This window comes from Marinobacter changyiensis (assembly GCF_009193265.1).
Classification (GTDB): Bacteria; Pseudomonadota; Gammaproteobacteria; order Pseudomonadales; family Oleiphilaceae; genus Marinobacter; species Marinobacter changyiensis.
In genome coordinates, this window is sequence record NZ_VZZZ01000003.1 from 421,642 (window position 1) to 440,219 (window position 18,578).

Annotated in this window: 16 protein-coding genes; 8 read left to right on the forward strand and 8 right to left on the reverse strand. The window is 54.4% G+C overall.

Annotated features, from left to right (window positions below):
• Positions 1-590 precede the first annotated feature (590 nt).
• Positions 591-1,559, reverse strand: coding sequence for a tRNA 2-thiocytidine(32) synthetase TtcA (gene ttcA / locus F6Y09_RS10670; protein ID WP_152206903.1), 969 nt, complete (start codon positions 1,557-1,559; stop codon positions 591-593).
• 137 nt (positions 1,560-1,696) lie between these two features.
• Here ttcA and F6Y09_RS10675 point away from each other — a divergent pair, with 137 nt between their 5' ends.
• The 5 genes from F6Y09_RS10675 to F6Y09_RS10695 all read left to right on the forward strand — a co-directional run bounded on the left by F6Y09_RS10675 (position 1,697) and on the right by F6Y09_RS10695 (position 5,888).
• Positions 1,697-2,392: a DNA-J related domain-containing protein gene (locus tag F6Y09_RS10675; protein WP_152206904.1), complete on the forward strand. Its 696-nt coding sequence runs from the start codon at positions 1,697-1,699 to the stop codon at positions 2,390-2,392.
• On the forward strand, positions 2,389-3,408 hold the full coding sequence (locus tag F6Y09_RS10680) for a polysaccharide deacetylase family protein (protein ID WP_152206905.1): 1,020 nt from the start codon (positions 2,389-2,391) through the stop codon (positions 3,406-3,408). Before F6Y09_RS10675 ends, F6Y09_RS10680 begins: the two co-directional genes overlap by 4 nt.
• 165 nt (positions 3,409-3,573) lie before the next feature.
• Positions 3,574-3,846, forward strand: coding sequence for a hypothetical protein (locus tag F6Y09_RS10685; protein WP_152206906.1), 273 nt, complete (start codon positions 3,574-3,576; stop codon positions 3,844-3,846).
• An 11-nt stretch (positions 3,847-3,857) separates the two neighbouring features.
• Positions 3,858-4,355 (forward strand): hypothetical protein, encoded by a 498-nt coding sequence (locus tag F6Y09_RS10690; RefSeq protein ID WP_152206907.1) that lies wholly within the window; start codon positions 3,858-3,860, stop codon positions 4,353-4,355.
• A gap of 276 nt (positions 4,356-4,631) precedes the next feature.
• Positions 4,632-5,888 carry an ABC transporter substrate-binding protein gene (locus tag F6Y09_RS10695; protein WP_152206908.1) on the forward strand — a complete coding sequence of 419 codons (1,257 nt, stop codon included), beginning with the start codon at positions 4,632-4,634 and terminating at the stop codon, positions 5,886-5,888.
• Positions 5,889-6,027: 139 nt separating this feature from the next.
• On the opposite strand, the gene F6Y09_RS10700 is transcribed toward F6Y09_RS10695, so the two are convergent.
• From F6Y09_RS10700 to F6Y09_RS10725, 6 genes are all read right to left on the reverse strand, one after another.
• Positions 6,028-7,770 carry an ABC transporter substrate-binding protein gene (locus F6Y09_RS10700; protein ID WP_152206909.1) on the reverse strand — a complete coding sequence of 581 codons (1,743 nt, stop codon included), beginning with the start codon at positions 7,768-7,770 and terminating at the stop codon, positions 6,028-6,030.
• A 136-nt stretch (positions 7,771-7,906) separates the two neighbouring features.
• On the reverse strand, positions 7,907-8,182 hold the full coding sequence (locus F6Y09_RS10705; RefSeq protein WP_152206910.1) for a DUF2160 domain-containing protein: 276 nt from the start codon (positions 8,180-8,182) through the stop codon (positions 7,907-7,909).
• Positions 8,183-8,192: 10 nt separating this feature from the next.
• Entirely contained in the window at positions 8,193-8,993 is an 801-nt protein-coding gene (locus tag F6Y09_RS10710; RefSeq protein WP_246180468.1) for a carbohydrate ABC transporter permease, read from the reverse strand.
• A gap of 16 nt (positions 8,994-9,009) precedes the next feature.
• Positions 9,010-9,876 carry a carbohydrate ABC transporter permease gene (locus F6Y09_RS10715; protein ID WP_152206912.1) on the reverse strand — a complete coding sequence of 289 codons (867 nt, stop codon included), beginning with the start codon at positions 9,874-9,876 and terminating at the stop codon, positions 9,010-9,012.
• Entirely contained in the window at positions 9,873-10,973 is a 1,101-nt protein-coding gene (locus tag F6Y09_RS10720) for an ABC transporter ATP-binding protein (protein WP_152206913.1), read from the reverse strand. Before F6Y09_RS10720 ends, F6Y09_RS10715 begins: the two co-directional genes overlap by 4 nt.
• Before the next feature lie 6 nt (positions 10,974-10,979).
• Positions 10,980-12,068, reverse strand: coding sequence for an ABC transporter ATP-binding protein (locus F6Y09_RS10725; RefSeq protein ID WP_152206914.1), 1,089 nt, complete (start codon positions 12,066-12,068; stop codon positions 10,980-10,982).
• A 288-nt stretch (positions 12,069-12,356) separates the two neighbouring features.
• On the opposite strand from F6Y09_RS10725, the gene F6Y09_RS10730 reads away from it, so the two are divergent.
• Positions 12,357-14,267 carry a sigma-54-dependent Fis family transcriptional regulator gene (locus tag F6Y09_RS10730; protein ID WP_152206915.1) on the forward strand — a complete coding sequence of 637 codons (1,911 nt, stop codon included), beginning with the start codon at positions 12,357-12,359 and terminating at the stop codon, positions 14,265-14,267.
• Positions 14,268-14,296: 29 nt separating this feature from the next.
• Here the strand turns inward: F6Y09_RS10730 and glpK are convergent, their stop codons facing one another.
• Positions 14,297-15,790: a glycerol kinase GlpK gene (gene glpK, locus F6Y09_RS10735; protein WP_152206916.1), complete on the reverse strand. Its 1,494-nt coding sequence runs from the start codon at positions 15,788-15,790 to the stop codon at positions 14,297-14,299.
• Positions 15,791-16,102: 312 nt separating this feature from the next.
• Between glpK and F6Y09_RS10740 the strand changes: the two genes are divergently transcribed.
• Together F6Y09_RS10740 and glpD are read left to right on the forward strand one after the other, a co-directional pair.
• The gene (locus F6Y09_RS10740) at positions 16,103-16,861 is read left to right on the forward strand and encodes a DeoR/GlpR family transcriptional regulator (protein ID WP_152206917.1); all 759 of its coding nucleotides are present in this window, start codon (positions 16,103-16,105) and stop codon (positions 16,859-16,861) included.
• 205 nt (positions 16,862-17,066) lie between these two features.
• Positions 17,067-18,563: a glycerol-3-phosphate dehydrogenase gene (gene glpD / locus F6Y09_RS10745; protein ID WP_152206918.1), complete on the forward strand. Its 1,497-nt coding sequence runs from the start codon at positions 17,067-17,069 to the stop codon at positions 18,561-18,563.
• The last annotated feature ends 15 nt before the right edge of the window (positions 18,564-18,578 follow it).

Sequence of the window (18,578 nt, forward strand, 5' to 3'; positions counted from 1 at the left end):
GCAGCGTAGCTTGCGGAAGGCTGATTACGGACATGCGAGACGCTCCCTGCGCTCAAACCGCGGAAACAATCAAACTCGGCAATTTTCGTTACAACTGCGTATCCGTTGGGGGGAAAACAACCACAAACAAAGTGCAAAACTGGTCAATTATTGACCATCGAAATTAATACTAGAAAGTATTTATTAAAATACAAGGTCGACTTTTTATTTTTCAGGATGTTCACTTCTTTGCCAACCGAACAATGTTGACTTCGAATCGCTGCTGGCCGTTATTAAATTCAACGCGCTTGCTGCACGCAGAGTCGAGCCTGAGAGCTGTCAACGGAAGCGACGAGTGAGGACGGGGAGCAGAATACTCGCCTGACCAACGCGGACCTGAATGTCCAGGTCCGCCTGCGAATGTTGAAGGTGCCAAAGCCCCTACGCGAGGAATACGCCAATTACCTGCTTGTTCAGCCGATGTGACCGGGGTGAACACAAGTTCGCCTGCTGCTATGGGCAGCCCAGGCTATAAGAGCGTCAGCGCGTTCGAAAATGCACCGATTGGTTATGATGAGGACATGCGTTTTGCGCTGGGGCTGGCCTCTAGGCTACAGATTCAACACATCCAACCGGCTGTAATCCGGCTCCTTCTCGCCATTTACGGAATCAGTCTGATCCCCAACTGACGGTTTGCTGCCCAGCGAAAAATCAAACAGGGAGGTATCCGCCAGATGGGACGGCGTCACGTTGCATACAGCGCGAAACATGGTTTCCAGACGCCCGGGGTGCTGTTTGTCCCAGCCCTGCAACATGTCCTTGACTACCTGGCGCTGAAGATTCTCCTGAGACCCGCACAAATTGCACGGAATGATGGGGAACTCACGCATCACGGCGTACCGGGCCAGATCTTTTTCCCGACAGTAAGCCATCGGCCTGATGACCACATTGCGACCATCATCACTGCGCAGCTTGGGCGGCATGGTTTTCAGCTTGCCCCCGTAAAACATGTTAAGAAACAGGGTTTCCAGCAGATCGTCCCGATGGTGGCCGAGTGCAATCTTGGTCACTCCGTGCTGCTCGGCAAAGTTGTATAGAATACCCCGACGCAGCCGTGAACAAAGGCCGCAGGTCGTTTTACCTTCGGGGATTTTGTCTTTGACAATACTGTAGGTGTCTTTCTCGATGATGTGGTATTCGACGCCAAGGTCGGAAAGATACTCAGGCAATACCTGTTCCGGAAAACCCGGCTGTTTCTGGTCGAGATTGACCGCCAAAATCTCGAATCTGACCGGTGCACTTTTTTGCAAGCTCATCAAAATGTCTAGCATGGCATAGGAATCTTTGCCGCCGCTCAGACAAACCATGACCTTGTCACCCGCTTCGATCATGGAGAAATCGAAAATAGCCTGGCCGACTTCCCGCCGTAAGCGTTTTTGCAGCTTGTTGTATTCAAGCTGGGCCTTGCGGCCGGGTTCCACCACTGCCTCCGGCGGCAGTGGTGATGACGAATCACCTGCCGTTGCAGGTGGATTGGTGGATTCAGACTTCTCAGAAACAAAAACGGTCGAAAGAGACATAGTTGGAACACATTTACGTAAACAATGAGCTGGCAATTATACGTGAGGAGCGCGGCTTTCGTCACACCACCAGGAAAAACCTGGCCCGAGGACTGGAGAGACTTTCGTAACGGGCGTGCCTGTCTTACCATAGCCCTATGACGTTTACTTCCGAGCCTCCATCAAAATCCAGCCCATTGGCAGCACCGCCGGACATTCCACCGGCGGTTACCGAGCGTGTTCAGCATCTCATGATTGCAGTGGAAGCCCTCCTCCGGAACGAACCTGGCGGTGTCTCTGAGCTCGCCTTGATCAAGGCACTGCAGAGTCCGCCCTGGCAATTGCTGGATCATGTGGATTTCGCAGACCCGGCGGACCTCTATCCCGTCCACTTTCTGGTTTTCCATGTGCTCTACCGGCTCCGCGACGCACTGGGTGGCCAGAGCGAAGGTATCGATATCTCACCGCTGGCAATCCGGCTGACGACACCGTCGGCGGTAGCTGGCCAGGGTCCGGTGGCGGAAGTGGATAAACTCAGAGCTTTTTATCTGGACCTTCGCCAATACAGTTTGTCGGCGGACAACATCAGCAAGATGATGAATGATTTCTGGTCAGGTCGTGTTGGGCAACGCCCTGCCTCCGACGAAGCCGAGAAAGCGGCGGATACACTGGGCTTTGGAGAGCTGCCGGCCCATTTTGAGGACGTCAAATACCGATTCCGTCGAGCGGTAATGCAGGCACACCCGGACCGGGGTGGCAATACCGACCGGGTACAACGGCTGAATGAGGCCTTCGGCACCTTGCGGCGTCACTACAGCCGGGATAGCGACCCGCTGAAACAGGAGAGTTTATGAGAGCAGGTACCTTGGCCACCGCAGCGCTGATTGCAACAGCACCCCTGGCGAATGCTGACCTGGTGGTGCTGCAGTATCACCATGTCAGCGACTCGACACCGGCGGCGACCAGCACAACGCCCTCATTATTCGAGGACCAGCTCGGGATGATCGAGAGTCTCGGGCTGGAAGTGGTGGCTTTGGAGAGTGGCACCCGAGCGGCGCTGGCAGGCGAACTGGATAACCGCAGACAGGTTGCCATCACGTTTGATGACGCCTACAGCTCGGTTTATCAGACCGCAGCTCCGTTGCTGTTCGAAAGAGGGTTTCCGTTTACGGTTTTCGTCAACACCGACGCTGTCGGGAGACGCGGCTTCATGACCTGGGATCAGCTGGCTGAGTTTGCCAATCAACCCGGCGTTTTAATCGCCAATCACAGCAAGGATCATGGCCACCTGGCCCAGAAACCCGGGGAACCAGAGGATCAATGGCAAGCCCGGATCACCGCCAGCCTGGACGGGGCCCAGACAGCGCTTGAAGACCGGCTGAATGTCCGCATACCCATGCACGCCTATCCCTATGGCGAATTCGACCACAAGCTGGAACAGGCGATTGCAGAGCGGGACTGGCTCGGTTTCGGCCAGCAGTCAGGTCCGATTGGCGCCACATCCGGTATCACCCGGCTCCCGCGATTCCCGATGGCAACCGCTTATGGCCAACTCGATAGCCTGGAACACAAGCTGCTCAGCAAGGCATTGCCTGTTGCGGCAGACCAGTTACCCAGTGCGGTAATATCGGATAACCCACCCGAATTAGCCATGACTCTGCCCGACTCGCTGGACCCGGGTCGTCTGACCTGTTTCGCTTCCGGTCAGGGCAAACTGACCATTCAAAAGGATGGCCAACAAGTTGCCATGACCGCAGATGCCGCGTTCAACAGTCGACGCTTTCGCTATAATTGTACCTACCCGGCCGGTGATGGGCGCTTTTACTGGCTGTCACATCAGTGGGTGAATCTTAGCCAACCGGAAGACTGATTCAGAACTGCATCTTCGATGATTTGTGTGATTTGTGTATAGATTGTCATGTGATTTACCCTATTAAAGTGCCTTATTTGCTATAACTACTTGCAAGGTGAGCTATGCTGAATGGGCACAAAAAGCATAGCCACTGATTCAAATAACCTTATAAGGAGCAACACCATGGCAGAACAGGATGTAGATAAACTGCGTAACGAGGTCACTCAACTGCGCGAAGACATGCGCTCTATCACTGAAACCCTCAAAACCATCGCGGCCGACCGCAGCGAAAAAGGTTATGACAAGGTCAAGGACGGCATCGACCAAGCTCGGGTGAATGCCCGGCAAGCCGGTAAAGCGGTGGAATCACAAATCGAAGAAAAACCCTTCAGCAGCGTGTTGCTGACTTTCATTATTGGCCTGATCACCGGTCTACTAGTGCAATCACGCCGCTAAGGTAAGCCATTATGCGTGAAACTCTGATACAGGCCATGCTGTCTGTAGCGATGCTCTGTTTCTCGATTCTGGTTGGTTTCGTGGGGCTGGGTTTCCTGGTGGCAGGTCTCTATCTGACCCTGGAGTTGTGGTTCACGTCGGCAGCCGCCGCCGCATTGACCGGTCTTGCGCTGCTGGTGCTGGCGCTGCTGCTGGTGCTGGTTTGTCGTGCCATGATGGGCGCCCGTCCTTCAGCGCTGCCGCATTCCACCGAAACCCCGACGGACGACCTGTCGGGACTCATGCGGGATGCCGTGGCAATGAAGGATGCCTCCAGGCGCCTGGAGCGGATACTCAAGAAGAACTTCCCTCTGGTTGCCGGCGGTGCCTTCGCGACCGGTTTCCTACTCGGGGTAAATCCTGAGGCCCGTCACTCCATCGGTAAAGTGCTTTCAGATATGGGTTCTGAAGGACTCGATACCTTCATGAAGAGCCAGTCAGGCCCCCGCCGAAACAGTTCAGAGCGTTAATCGCTGTTTTAGCCCGTAAGCTTTAACTTGCGGGCTATCTATTTCTCCTTCCCGCTATCCCGTTCCGAAGCACGGCAAGAAACAAACTTGGGTAATACGCTCACAGAGCGTTACACCTGCATACAACCTGTATCCCGATTTTGGACCTTGGTCCCATTGTCCAGCTCTACTCCGGGCCGGACACTGATCGACGCTGAGTAGTGTCTGAGCCGCAACTGTCTGAATAATAAAAACGGGTACCGAACTGCCCGAATAGCGCTCATGGGAGCATTGAACATGATCCGTAGAAAAACGATAGTTATAAGCGGTCTTTTGTTATTGCTGGCTGCCGCGCCAGTGGCCGCAGAAACCCTGAAAATCGGTCTTAACTATCCGCAAACCGGCCGCTACAAAGATCAGGGGCTACAGCAGCGGCTGGGAGCTTTTCTCGCGGTTGATGAAATCAATGCGGCCGGAGGAATCCGTGGCCAGCAGGTGGAGCTGGTGATTCGTAATACCGGCGGCGATCCGGATAGAGGTGCCAAAAATACTGCAGACCTTATCGACAACCACAACGTCGGGATGGTGTTCGGGGGCGTCTCAAGTGCGGTGGCCATTTCTTCCGGCCTGGCCGCAAAAGCCCGGGACCGCCTTTATTTCGGCACCCTGACCTACTCCAACGCAACCACCGGCAGTGCCGGGCACACCCATATGTTCCGGGAATCCTATAACGCCTGGATGGCAGCCAAGGCTCTCAGTCAATACCTGAGCACAGAACTGGCCAACAAAAAGTATTTCTACATCACAGCGGATTATACCTGGGGCTGGTCGACCGAGAAGTCGGTTCGGAAATTTTCAAACACCAAGGACGCCAATGCACATCCGGGTGTAACCACACCTTTCCCCCAGGCTTACATTGCGGATTTCAAGAACGCACTGGAACAAGCTGACCAAAGCGGGGCGGAGGTTCTGGTCATGGTGCTGTTCGGTGATGACATGGTGCGGGCAATCACGCTGGCCTATGAGATGGGCCTGAAAGACAAAATGCAGATTGTGGTTCCCAACATCACACTGGGGATGGCAAGGCAGGCGGGGCAGACCATCATGGAGGGCGTCATCGGAGCCTCGCCCTGGGTATGGCAGGCACCGTTCCAGTTCGGATACGAGCGTGGGCAAGAATTCGTGAAGAGTTTCTCAAGTCGCTACGAAATTATGCCGTCAACGGCAGCGGCCTCCGCCTACAGCATTGTGTATCAGTACAAAGACGCAGTTGAGCGCGCCGGTTCGACCACTACCGCAGCACTGATTCGCGCTCTGGAAGGTCACAGCTATACCCTGCTGAAAGACGAGCAAACCTGGCGTGCTCTGGACCACCAGAACCAGCAAACCGTCTACGTAGTAAAAAGTAAGCCGCGGGATCAGGTCATGGCCGGCGAACTCGGCAACGACTATTTCGAGATAATCAGCCATCTCGAGGGAGCAACCGCGATTCAGACGCCGGATGAGTGGCGCCAGGAACGTCGCGAAGCGGGCAAACCACTGACCTTGCAGTAACCCGCTCCGTTAGAATGCCTACTTATCCAATCGCCAAGCAAGCGCGTAAGGCGCGGGTGGGCATCGTGCTGTCCGGTCGTGGAGGGAAGATTACCGGTCACGGCAGGGCCGGGCCGGTAACCCCCAGTGGAATCAAACCTTATTCAGTCTGCTCCCAACTTTTCAGTAGCTCCTCATAGGCAACCGTCACACCTTGTGGCTTCTCGTTGACGAGTTTCGCCTTCGGTGATCCCGGCTGGTCCAGCCAGTAACTGGCTTCGCGCGGCTCGTTCAGCTTGGGGCCGCAAATATCCTGAACGTTGGCACGCTCAAGACGCTCCATGATCTTGTCCTGCGCTTCGGCAAGGCCGTCAAGAGCTTGTTGCGGCGTACGCTCACCACTGGCTGCCTGGGCAATATACTGCCACCACAGCTGAGCCAGCTTGGGATAGTCGGGTACGTTGGTGCCGGTTGGCGACCACTGGACCCGTGCCGGGCTGCGGTAAAACTCGACCAGGCCACCTAACTTGGGAGCAGCGTCGGTCATTGCCTCCGACCGGATGTCGGAATCCCGAATCGGTGTCAGACCCACCAGGGTCTTCTTCAGGGATACGGTCTTGGCAACGGTAAACTGGGCATACAGCCAGGCCGCCAGACGGCGCTCTTTAGGCGTGGACTTCATGAATGTCCAGGAACCCACATCCTGATAGCCCAGCTTCATGCCTTCTTCCCAGTAGGGACCCTTCGGAGACGGAGCCATACGCCACTTCGGCGTGCCGTCAGCATTCACCACCGGCAACCCTTCCTTGTTCATGCTTGCAGTAAAGGCGGTGTACCAGAAGATCTGTTGCGCGATATTACCCTGAGCCGGAACCGGGCCAGCTTCTGAGAACGTCATGCCCTGAGCTTCAGGTGGCGCGTATTTACGCAGCCAGTCCACATACTTCTGGGTGGCGTACACGGCTGGGGGAGCATTGGTAGCACCACCACGGGTTACGCTGGAGCCAACAGGACGGCAATCTTCAACCCGAATACCCCACTCGTCTACGGGCAGACCATTTGGCAGGCCTTTATCGCCACCGCCGGCCATGGAGAACCAGGCGTCAGTGAAACGCCAGCCCAGGGAGGGGTCTTTTTTGCCGTAGTCCATATGGCCGTATACGCGCTCGCCGTCGATCTCCTTCACGTGGACTGAGAAAAATTCAGCGATATCCTCATAGGCAGACCAGTTAACGGGCACACCAAGATCGTAGCCGTAACGTTCCTTGAACTGCGCTTTCAGATCTTCACGCTCAAACCAGTCGGCACGGAACCAGTAGAGGTTTGCAAACTGCTGGGTGGGCAACTGGTAAATTTTGCCATCAGGAGCAGTGGTGAAATCCAGACCGATAAAATCTTCAAGATCGAGTGTCGGCAGGGTGAGGTCCTTGGCGTCACCTTCGATCATGTCGGAAATGGGAACTACCTGCCCATAACGGTAATGGGTACCGATCAGGTCGGAGTCATTGATGAAGCCGTCAAAAATATTGCGGCCCGACTGCATTTGAGTCTGCAGTTTCTCGATGACGTCACCTTCTTGAATCAGATTGTGGTTAACCTTGATTCCGGTGATGTCAGTGAAGGCTTTCGCCAACACATTGGATTCGTACTCGTGAGTGGCGATGGTTTCAGACACCACGTTGATTTCCATGCCACGGAACTGCTTGGCCGCTTCCGTAAACCAGGCCATTTCTTTCAGCTGCTCTTCTTTGCTGAGAGTTGAGGTGGCGAATTCTTCAGACACCCACTTTTCAGCAGCATCGGAATACTGATCCGCATGAGCCTGCAGGCTCATACCCAGACTCGCAGCGCCCACTGCCGTGGTTAGTAAAAGCGCTTTCGGATACTTGTTATTTTTAAACATACCCAACCTCGTTTGTATTGTTAGTATTCGGTCACCCGTCATGTGGCAGGTCAAAAACAACCCGGTGATCGTTTTCGACCACAAAATAAACATTAGTTCGTTTGCGAAAAAACATCAACTCGGACAACTCTGTCAGTCAGCCCCAGCGGAGCAGTATGGCCACCCAGACCACCGAGACCGCCAGGGCGATCCACAGGCTGAGTTCGGTTAAACCCAGAAACATCAGGTTGATGTAGGCACTCGTGAGCAGACCGATAAACAACCGGTCACCCCGGGTGGTTGCGATGGGCAGAAACCCCTTGCGCTCCGTGCAGGGAGAAACAACTTCGTACACCGTCATCACCACAAGAATAGCGGCTATTACGGCGAAGAAAATGGCGACCGGTAAGGTCCAGTTCATCCAGGCAATCATAATGCGTCTCCTATACCCGACCGAGGGCAAAGCCGGTGGCAATGTGGTTACGGACAAACCAGACCACCAACAAACCCGGAAGAATGGTCAATACCCCCGCTGCAGCCAGCACGCCCCAATCAATGCCGCTGGCCCCCATGGTTCGCGTCATGATCGCTCCAATGGGCTGGGCATCTACCGAGGTCAGGGTTCGCGCCAACAGCAATTCCACCCAGGAGAACATGAAAGCAAAGAACGCCGCGACACCGATCCCTGAGCGAATCATCGGGATAAATATCTTCACGAAGAACTTCGGAAAGCTGTACCCATCAATATAGGCCATCTCGTCATACTCTTTAGGAACGCCCGAGATAAAGCCTTCCAGAATCCATACCGCCAGCGGGACGTTGAACAGGCAATGCGCCAGCGCTACCGCTATGTGCGTATCGAACAAGCCGATAGAGGAATAGAGCTGAAAGAACGGCAGCAAGAACACCGCGGGTGGCGCCATGCGGTTGCTGAGCAACCAGAAGAACAGATGCTTGTCACCCACAAACTTATAGCGGCTGAAGGCATAGGCTGCAGGAAGAGCCACCAACAGGGTAATCACCACGTTGATCGAGACATAAATCATCGAGTTGATGTAACCGGAGTACCAACTTGGATCCGTGAAGATCGTCGCGTAATTCGCCAGCGTGAAGTTCTGGGGGAAAAACGTCAGCTGTCCCAGGATCTCCTGGTTGGTCTTGAACGACATGTTCAGCAACCAATAGATAGGCAGCATCAGCAGGATAATGTATGCCGTAATACCAAAACCTTTGCGTTTATTCATGTTCATCACCAGGCCCTCACTTTTGTTTGTCGAGGTGGGTTATTGCAGTGAAGAACAGCCATGACACCAACAGCACGATCAGGAAGTAGATCAGTGAAAAGGCCGCCGCCCGACCAATATCGAACTGACCGATGGCCATGGTGGTCAGGGTCTGGCTCAGGAACGTGGTTGAGCTGCCCGGACCGCCACCTGTCAGCACAAAGGGCTCGGTATAAATCATGAAGCTGTCCATAAAACGCAGCAGCACCGCAATCACCAGGACACTCTTGAGGCGAGGCAGCTGGATATAACGGAAGATGGCCCACCTGGAGGCGCGGTCGATTTCCGCCGCCTGGTAGAAAGCTTCCGGTATCGCCCTCAGGCCGGAGTAGCAGAGCAACGCCACCAGCGGTGTCCAGTGCCAGACATCCATCAACAGCACGGTTGCCCAGGCATCTCCCGTATTGGCGGTGTAGTTATAATCGACCCCGAGCTGGTTCAGGCCCCAGCCGAACAGACCAATGTCCCCGCGACCAAATATCTGCCAGATGGTACCCACGACGTTCCAGGGAATCAGCAACGGGATGGCCAGCAGAATCAGGCACAGCGAGGCGCGCTTTCCGGTCGTTGGCATCATCAGCGCGATGCCGATTCCCAGGGGAATCTGGATAAACAGCACAGCTGCGGAAAAAAGAAACTGACGACCCAGGGAGGCCTGCAACCGCTCGTTACCCAAAACCTCTTCAAACCATTCCGTGCCCACGAAGTAGGCCTGGCCCGGGCCAAAGATGTCCTGAACCGAGTAATTGACCACAGTCATCAGCGGGATAAGCGCGGAAAACGCCACCAGGATGAAAACCGGCAGCACCAGCCACCAGGCTTTGTTATTGGGTACCTTGTTCACTCTGCCACCCCCTCGACCAGAAATTCATCGATATAAAGCTTCAACCATTGCCGGGGAAACCCGATATACACGGTATCGCCTTCTATCATCTGGTCCTCATCGATCCGTGCCAGCAATGACCGGGATCCGAGTTCCAGTGCAACAATTTGATAAGTGCCCAGATCCTCGATGTAGTTCACCTGACATTCATAGGTGTCATCAGATGGGGTATTGGACAGGTACACGAATTCAGGACGGATCCCGATTTTAATATTTGACGAGGTGCTGGCATCTATATGCCTCAGCAAATCCGGATGGATAATCAGCGGAATATTATCGAACTCGACGCCAGTCTCCGTGCGCTGAACCGGAATCAGGTTCATGCCCGGACTACCAATGAAATATCCAACAAAAGTGTGGTTGGGATTTTCAAACAATTCTCTCGGTGTTCCGAACTGGACGATCTGACCGTCGTACATCACCGCAATCTTGTCGGCAAAAGTCGACGCTTCAAGCTGGTCGTGGGTTACATAGACCATAGTAATATTGAACTGCTCATGGATCTGCTTGAGCTTGCGGCGCAGTCTCCACTTCAGCTGGGGGTCGATAACCGTCAACGGCTCGTCAAACAGAATGGCCGATACGTCATCCCGAACCAGGCCCCGGCCCATGGACACCTTCTGCTTTTCATCCGCCGTCAGGTTCTTGGCTTTATTGTGCAGCACGTTATCCAGCTCAAGAATGGCGGCAATCTCTTCCACCTTGGCGTTGATCCTGGCCTTGGGCATCCCCGCATTGCGTAACGGAAACGCGAGGTTGTCAAACACCGTCATGGAGTCATAGACCACCGGGAACTGAAATACCTGGGCGATGTTGCGATCTTTCGGCGACAGCTCGTTGACCTTGACGTTATCAAACAGAACCTCGCCCTCGGAGGGCTGAAGCAAACCGGAAATGATATTGAGCATGGTGCTCTTCCCGCACCCGGAGGGGCCGAGCAAAGCGTATGCGCCACCGTTATGCCAAACGTGGCTCATCTGGCGAATGGCATAGTCCTCCGGGCCGGAGGGGTTTTTACTGTAGCTGTGAGCTAGTGATTTTAATTGAATTTCCGCCATGTCGGCTTACTCCCTGGACAGATGGGCGGGTGCTTGAATCAAGGCCCCGTCCACCGCGAAAACGAACAGCTTGCTGATCGGCAGATACACGTTGATGGGCGTATCGGTGTGGTATTCGTGTACCCCCATCAACTGAAGCACCAACTGGAAGTGATCATTCTTCACGTGCATGAAGGTTTCAGACCCGCTGATTTCCCCTAATTCAACACTCATTGAAAGCTCAAGATCATCGTCATGCTGGGGCACCAGACTGATGTGACTGGGGCGCACGCCGAACTGATAGGCGCCAGGCACAAGATTACTCAGGTTGCGGGTCAGCGGGTGATGGGCGTAGTCATCAAAGGTGACTTCGGTTTCTGTTACCCGCCCCTTGATAAGGTTAATCGGCGGTTCACTGAACAGTTCCGCCGCAGCTACGCTAGAAGGCTGACGGTACACCGACGTCACCGGTCCCGACTGGATAATATTGCCCTCGTGCAACAGCGTTGTAACGCCACCCAGAGCAAGCGCTTCGTTAGCTTCCGTTGTGGCGTAGACAGCGATGCAGTTGCGCTCTTTGAACAGTTCCCGCAATTCTGCTCTCAGTTCTTCCCGCAGCTTATAGTCAAGGTTGACCAGGGGCTCATCGAACAAAATCAGGCTGGCATCCTTGACCAGTGCGCGAGCCATGGCCGTACGCTGCTGCTGGCCGCCGGAAAGTTCCAGGGGATAACGCTGGAGCAGAGGTTCTATCTGCAGCATAAAGGCCGTTTCCTTGACCCTGCGGGTAACCTCAGCCTCTTTCATCCTGGCAAGGCGCAAAGGCGATGCGATATTTTCCCAGACAGTCAGGTTCGGGTAGTTGATAAACTGCTGATAGATCATTGAAATATTGCGGCGTTGAACCGACTCATTCGTGACATCCCGCCCATCCACCAGCACTCTGCCGGTGTCCGGTTTATCCAACCCTGCCATTAGCCTCATAAGCGAGGTCTTACCTGCCAGGGTTCGACCCAAAAGAACATTGAAGGAGCCCGCCTCAAAGGTGATATCAGCTCCGGCAATATGCGGGACGCCATCAACCACACGGGAGACATTTTCCAGGGTTAACGACATAGATTTGGTCCTTGTTTTTGTTCGATTGCGAATATGACAACGCAATGAACATACCAAATCCGTATTAACGCCTACCACTATTTTATAATAAGCTGTTTCTAATGAGCTTTATCGTGTCCTTTAAGTCTCATCCGGGATTCACCATGTTCGGTTCCGAATTTTATTGATCACTCTGAACATTGACATCAACAGTGTATGAACAAGATACTGAACACTGAACACCTCCTGCTCGCCTCGACGTGGTTTCATACGAAACACCCGAACAAATACAAGACAGGGACCTGAGCGATGAACAGCCTGGCTCGCAGCAGAGAATTCACCGAAGTGATAAACGCGTCCTGGGAGCGGTGCCGGACTTATGGGCTGAGCCACAGCACCCGTCCTGCCCTGGTGCAGATGAATCCTTCCGAAAGCGAACAGCTCCGGGAGCAGTACAGGTTGCTGGTGGAAACAACAGAATGCGAAGTTCTGCCCTACTATGAAAACATCCTGTCCAATAGCCAGTGCATGATTCTGCTGACTGACCCGAAAGGCCGAATCCTTAACACTTGGGGGGACTGGCGATTCATCGACTCCGACAAGAAACCGTTCTTCCGCGAGGGCACTTGCTGGCAGGAGCAATCCAACGGCACCAACGCCATCGGCACAGCCATCGCATGCGGACATCCCGTACAGGTTCAGCGCAGTGAGCATTACCTGAAGGCCAACCGGATCATGATTGGTTCTGCCGCGCCTATTTTCGATGTCGACCGCAACCTGATGGGCGTTCTCAACGTTTCCAGTGATGCTTATTTGCCTCAGGCCCACACTCTGGGGATGGTCCGCCTGATGTCGCAATCGGTGGAAAATCGACTGATGGTGAAAAACTACACTGCGACCTGCTTTGTGCTTACCTTTAACACCAACGCGGACAACCTCGACAGTCAATGGTCCGGCCTGGTGGCGTTTAATACCGAGGGTCTGGTCGTGGCGAGCAACCAACGGGCGGAGCGATTGCTGGACCGCCCCCTTGCCCGGCGAACTATCACCGAGATATTTGACCTGCCCCTGGCGAACTTGAAAAACCAGGCAGATCTGGCAGCACTAGAGCTCAAGACCGCTGCTGGCCGCAAGCTTTACGGTGTGATCAGGCGGCCCATGGAGTCGGTGAATACAGGACCGCGTTTTGCAGTACCTTCAGGCCCCGAAAAGCCATCGGAGGTCAGCCGCACTGACATCCGGCTGGAAGACATGGAGTTCGGCGATCCGGTAATGAAACGATGCATCCATCAGGCCCGCAGAATCATCGATAGGGACATTCCGTTGCTGATTCAGGGAGAGACCGGGGTCGGCAAGGAAGTATTTGTGAAAGCCCTTCATCATATAAGTGCCCGCCGGAATTTCCCGGTTGTAGCGGTGAATTGCGCAGCCATACCCGCCGAACTGGTGGAGTCCGAACTGTTCGGCTACGAAAAGGGCGCCTTTACCGGCGCCAGCAGCCGGGGCGCAACGGGGCTGATCCGCAAGGCTCACCAGGGTGTGCTGTTTCTCGATGAAATCGGTGAGATGCCACTCAGTGCCCAGGCCAGGTTGCTACGGGTGTTGCAGGAGCGGGAGGTAACACCGCTGGGGTCTACCGAAGCCTATCCGATAGATATCCGTCTGGTGTCTGCCACCAACCGCTGTTTGAAAGAGAGCCTGGACGAGGGCCGGTTTCGGCAGGATCTGTACTACCGGGTCAGTGGCCTGAATATTCGATTACCGGCCCTGAGAGAACGAAACGACCGCCGTCAGATCATCAAGCAAGTGCACCGACGCCACCGGGACGTCGATCAGCCCGGTGAAATGCCAGAGAGCATGCTGGATCTGCTTGAACAACATCCGTGGCCCGGAAACATCCGGCAGCTAATCAGTGTGATGCAGGTTGCCCTGGCCATGGCGTGCGAAGACCCCATCGATATGTGGCATTTGCCGGACGACTTTTTAAGAGAAATGGAAGCGTTGGGCAAGGAGCCGGTTCCTGCCACCGAGCCACATAGCGAACCACTCCCTCTGGTTGCCACTGCGTCGCGCTCAGAGAATACAAAGACGGGAGGGGCTGCCACCAATATTCTGGAAATCTACAGCCGCTATTCGGGCAATGTTTCCCGCACTGCCCGGCATCTCAGCTGCAGCCGCAACACGGTTTACAAGCAGTTAAAAGAGCTGGGCGTTAAATAGCGACGGCCTGTTACCTGGCCGCCGAAAGTTCAAGGGGTTGTTCTGTCGCTTTGCAACCTGTTAACCGCCAGAACCCAGCCATCGTAGAGACTGTCACGATTTCCTTTGGTCATCTCCGGACTGAACCGCCGGTCACACTGCCATTGGTCTTCAAGAGCCTCCAGGGAGGCAAAAATACCGGCTTTCAGACCAGCCAGGTAGGCCACCCCGAGCGCCGTTGTTTCGACCATTTTCGGCCGATCCACGGTGGCGCCAAGAATATCCGACAAAAACTGCAGAACCCAGTTGTTGGCTACCATACCCCCATCCACTCTCAGGGCGATGGGGCGCAGACCATCTCGCTCCATGGCCTTCTGCAGGTCTTTGGTTTGATAACACACCGACTGCAAACCCGCTGTAACGATCTCCTTGATACCGGTATCCCTGGTAAGGCCGAAAATGGCACCACGGGCGTTCGGGTCCCAGTAGGGGGCGCCCAAACCTGTGAACGCAGGCAACAGGTAAACTCCGTGATCCACTGGCGTCTGCTCCGCCAGAGGTTCGGAGTCGCTGGCCATACTGATCAGTTTAAGGCCGTCCCGCAGCCACTGGATCGTCCCACCAGCAACGAAAATGCTGCCTTCCAGCGCATAGGTCGGTACCCCATTGAGACGATAGGCCACCGTGGTCAGTAACCGATGCTCTGACTTGAGTGCTTTTCCCCCGGTGTTGAGTACCAGAAAACAACCGGTACCGTATGTACTTTTCGCCATGCCCTCCTTAAAGCAGGTCTGGCCGAACAATGCAGCTTGCTGATCCCCGGCAATGCCGAATACCGGGATGCTGGCCCCCAGCAAGTCGCTGTCTATGCTTCCGAAATCATCCGACGAATCTTTCACTTCCGGCAACAGGGAGGCCGGTACACCGAAAAGCTCCAGCAGGTCCGCATCCCATTCCTGGCTATGAATATTGAATAACAGAGTACGCGAGGCGTTAGTGGCATCCGTGTAATGGGAGCTCCCCCCCGTTAACCGCCACAGCAGAAAGCTGTCCACTGTGCCAAACGCCAGTTTGCCCTGTTCTGCCCGCTCACGGCAGCCGGGCACATTTTCAAGAAGCCAGCGGATTTTCGTAGCCGAGAAATAGGGGTCAATCAGCAATCCGGTCTTATCGTTGATAAAGGACTCGAGACCCTGCTCCGTCAGTGATTCGCAATATTCAGCGGTTCTCCGATCCTGCCACACGATCGCGTTATGGACAGGTATGCCGGTTTCGCGATCCCAGATGATCGTGGTCTCGCGCTGGTTGGTGATACCTGCTACGACGACCTGTGACGCCTTGATTCCACCTTTGCGGATAACATCCTGGCAAGTGTCACGTACGGTATTCCAGATATCTTCAGGGTTGTGTTCGACCCAGCCACTATGGGGAAAGTGCTGTGTGAACTCTTGCTGACTCATAGAGTGGATAGCCCCGGCCGCATTGAAAAGTATGGCCCGGGAGCTCGTCGTACCCTGATCGATGGCTAGGATGTACTGACTCATAATGTCCGCCTCGGTATTCTGTTTTTGTTCGGGACTTTCCAATATGTTCGTATTTTTACTAATATAGACAATTATTCCAAGGAATATTATCCATTGAATGGCAAAATACAGGTACGCAGCTCGAAAAAGATCGAGCTATTGACAATAGTTGCTATAAAGCATTTGATTCACATCTTAACTACCTGATTTATCTACACTTGAAGATTATCAGGTGCTGGCATCTGCGTTGACGGACTCACCGCACCACCCAAAAAAGATGAACATGCAACCCTGCCCCGCCCGGCACGGGTTGCCCGGAAGAGGCACAGGCGAATGGCACAGCGACGGCGGCAGGATCTTATCATCGAGCTTATTCAGAAAAACGGGTTTGTCACGACCGAGCAGTTGGTAGATCATTTCCAGGTGACCCCCCAGACCATCCGTCGAGATCTCAATCAGCTGGCCAAGGAGAGCAAGGTCAGGCGCCATCATGGTGGCGCAGGCATTGACTCGAGCACCGTCAATACAGCTTACCAGACTCGTAAAATCATGGAACTCGAAGCCAAGGAACGCATCGCCAAGGAGCTGGTCCGCTACATTCCTGATAACTCGTCATTATTCATTAACATTGGCACCACTACCGAAACCATCGCGCGGGCTCTTCTGGACCACAGCAACCTGCGTATAGTAACCAACAACCTCCATGTGGCGTCAATATTGTCCGCACGAGAAGACTTCAATGTCATCGTCGCCGGCGGCGAGGTCAGAAACCGCGATGGCGGTATCGTGGGAGAAGCCACCCGGGACTTTATCAATCAATTCAAGATGGATTTCGGGATCATTGGCATCAGCGGCATCCACAGCGACGGCTCGTTGCTCGATTTCGATTATCGTGAAGTACGGGTGGCTCAAACCATCATTGCCAATTCGGCCAAAGTACTACTCGCCGCAGACCACTCCAAATTCGGTCGAAATGCCATGGTCAGACTCGGGGACATCACTCAGGCGGATCACTTTTTTACCGACCAGGATCCTCCGGACGAGATCCAGAAAATGCTTCGGGAACATGGCGTGGAGCTTCATGTAGTCTGAGTGCCGGCTTGTTTTCCCAACCGGCGTAGTCGCGCTTACACGATCGCCTATTGCTGCTTGATGTTCGTTTTGTTTTCTATTTTTTCCTTTACGAATTCTTATCTTTTTCGCATAATGCCAGTCGTACCTTGTCCAGGTTTCAATATCGAAAAAATGTAGGCAATCCTGGCCATATTGCTCTCTGACTGTCAGGAGACGGCGAGAAATGACCTCTGATAACTCAATAGTCGACCTTGTTGTAGTAGGAGGTGGCGTAAACGGGACCGGCATTGCCATGGATGCCGCCGGACGCGGCCTCAGCGTCATACTTTGCGAGATGAACGACCTGGCGTCAGCCACTTCCTCCAATAGCAGCAAGTTGATTCACGGTGGTTTGCGCTACCTTGAGCACTATGAGTTCAAGCTGGTTCGTCAGGCCCTCGCCGAGCGTGAGTCACTGCTCAAGAATGCACCCCATATTATGTGGCCGATGCGGTTCCGACTGCCTCACCAGTCTCATCTGCGCCCCGCATGGATGATTCGCACCGGTCTGTTCCTTTACGACCATCTCGCCAAACGTGAAACACTCAAGGGTTCCAGAAGCATTCGGTTCCGCCGCGATGGCCCGTTGGTCAATGAGATCACCAGGGGTTTTGAGTATTCTGACGGCTGGGTGGATGACGCGCGTCTGGTGGTGCTGACAGCCAAAGCAGCGGAAGAAAAAGGCGCCGCCATCAAGACCCGGACAAAATGCGTCAAGGCCGACCGCAATGACAAGCTATGGAACGTGGTGCTGGAAGACCAGCAAACCGGTGAGCGCACATCCTTTCAATGCCGCGCATTGGTGAATGCCAGCGGTCCGTGGGTCAGTAAACTGTTCAAGGACACCATGACCATCCCTGCGCCCAAGCAAATTCGTATGGTCAAGGGCAGCCATATTGTTGTGCCAAAAATACACAACGAGCCGGAAGCTTACATTCTGCAGAATGCCGACAACCGAATCATTTTTGTGATTCCCTACGAAGACGATTTCTCGCTGATCGGCACCACTGATGTGGATTACGAGGGCGACCCCAGGAAGGCTATGATCTCGGCAGAAGAAACCGATTATCTCTGCTCCATCGTTAACCACCATTTCAAGCATAAGATAACGCCCGAGGACGTTGTGTGGTCGTATTCCGGCGTCCGCCCCCTGATGGATGATGAGGGCTCGGCCCAGAAAGCGTCCAGGGACTACACCTTTGAGGTCGATGGCGGCGGCAAAACCCGCAATGCACCGCTGATTTCGGTATTCGGCGGCAAGATAACCACCTACCGCAAGCTCGCCGAAGCCGCGACTGACAAGATCTGCAGCTTCTTTCCCAGCGCCGGGCCGGAATGGACCAAACATGCCCCGCTTCCGGGCGGCGACTTCACCGACTGGAATGCGCTGGTGGCAGAGTTCGGTAAGGAATTTCGCTGGCTGCCGGAGAAACTCGCGAAACGGTACGCCCGGACTTATGGCACCCGGGCCTATGAAATTCTTCGGGACCACTGCTCTGTTGAATCCCTGGGGCAACTGTTTGGCGGCAATCTCTACGCGGCAGAAGTGGAGTATTTACGTGAGCACGAATGGGCGATCAGCGCAGAGGACATAGTTTGGCGTCGCACCAAACAGGGCTTGCGCATGAAAGATGAGCAGGTTAATGCACTGCAGGCATATCTCGATGAAAGCCCTCGATAGCGGTCTGATTTTCCG

Coding starts and splice junctions, on each gene's coding strand:
- ttcA (WP_152206903.1), bottom strand. CDS start 1,559: ATGTCTCTTTCGACCGTTTTTGTTTCTGAGAAGTCTGAATCCACCAAT.
- F6Y09_RS10675 (WP_152206904.1), top strand. CDS start 1,697: ATGACGTTTACTTCCGAGCCTCCATCAAAATCCAGCCCATTGGCAGCA.
- F6Y09_RS10680 (WP_152206905.1), top strand. CDS start 2,389: ATGAGAGCAGGTACCTTGGCCACCGCAGCGCTGATTGCAACAGCACCC.
- F6Y09_RS10685 (WP_152206906.1), top strand. CDS start 3,574: ATGGCAGAACAGGATGTAGATAAACTGCGTAACGAGGTCACTCAACTG.
- F6Y09_RS10690 (WP_152206907.1), top strand. CDS start 3,858: ATGCGTGAAACTCTGATACAGGCCATGCTGTCTGTAGCGATGCTCTGT.
- F6Y09_RS10695 (WP_152206908.1), top strand. CDS start 4,632: ATGATCCGTAGAAAAACGATAGTTATAAGCGGTCTTTTGTTATTGCTG.
- F6Y09_RS10700 (WP_152206909.1), bottom strand. CDS start 7,770: ATGTTTAAAAATAACAAGTATCCGAAAGCGCTTTTACTAACCACGGCA.
- F6Y09_RS10705 (WP_152206910.1), bottom strand. CDS start 8,182: ATGATTGCCTGGATGAACTGGACCTTACCGGTCGCCATTTTCTTCGCC.
- F6Y09_RS10710 (WP_246180468.1), bottom strand. CDS start 8,993: ATGAATAAACGCAAAGGTTTTGGTATTACGGCATACATTATCCTGCTG.
- F6Y09_RS10720 (WP_152206913.1), bottom strand. CDS start 10,973: ATGGCGGAAATTCAATTAAAATCACTAGCTCACAGCTACAGTAAAAAC.
- F6Y09_RS10725 (WP_152206914.1), bottom strand. CDS start 12,068: ATGTCGTTAACCCTGGAAAATGTCTCCCGTGTGGTTGATGGCGTCCCG.
- F6Y09_RS10730 (WP_152206915.1), top strand. CDS start 12,357: ATGAACAGCCTGGCTCGCAGCAGAGAATTCACCGAAGTGATAAACGCG.
- glpK (WP_152206916.1), bottom strand. CDS start 15,790: ATGAGTCAGTACATCCTAGCCATCGATCAGGGTACGACGAGCTCCCGG.
- F6Y09_RS10740 (WP_152206917.1), top strand. CDS start 16,103: ATGGCACAGCGACGGCGGCAGGATCTTATCATCGAGCTTATTCAGAAA.
- glpD (WP_152206918.1), top strand. CDS start 17,067: ATGACCTCTGATAACTCAATAGTCGACCTTGTTGTAGTAGGAGGTGGC.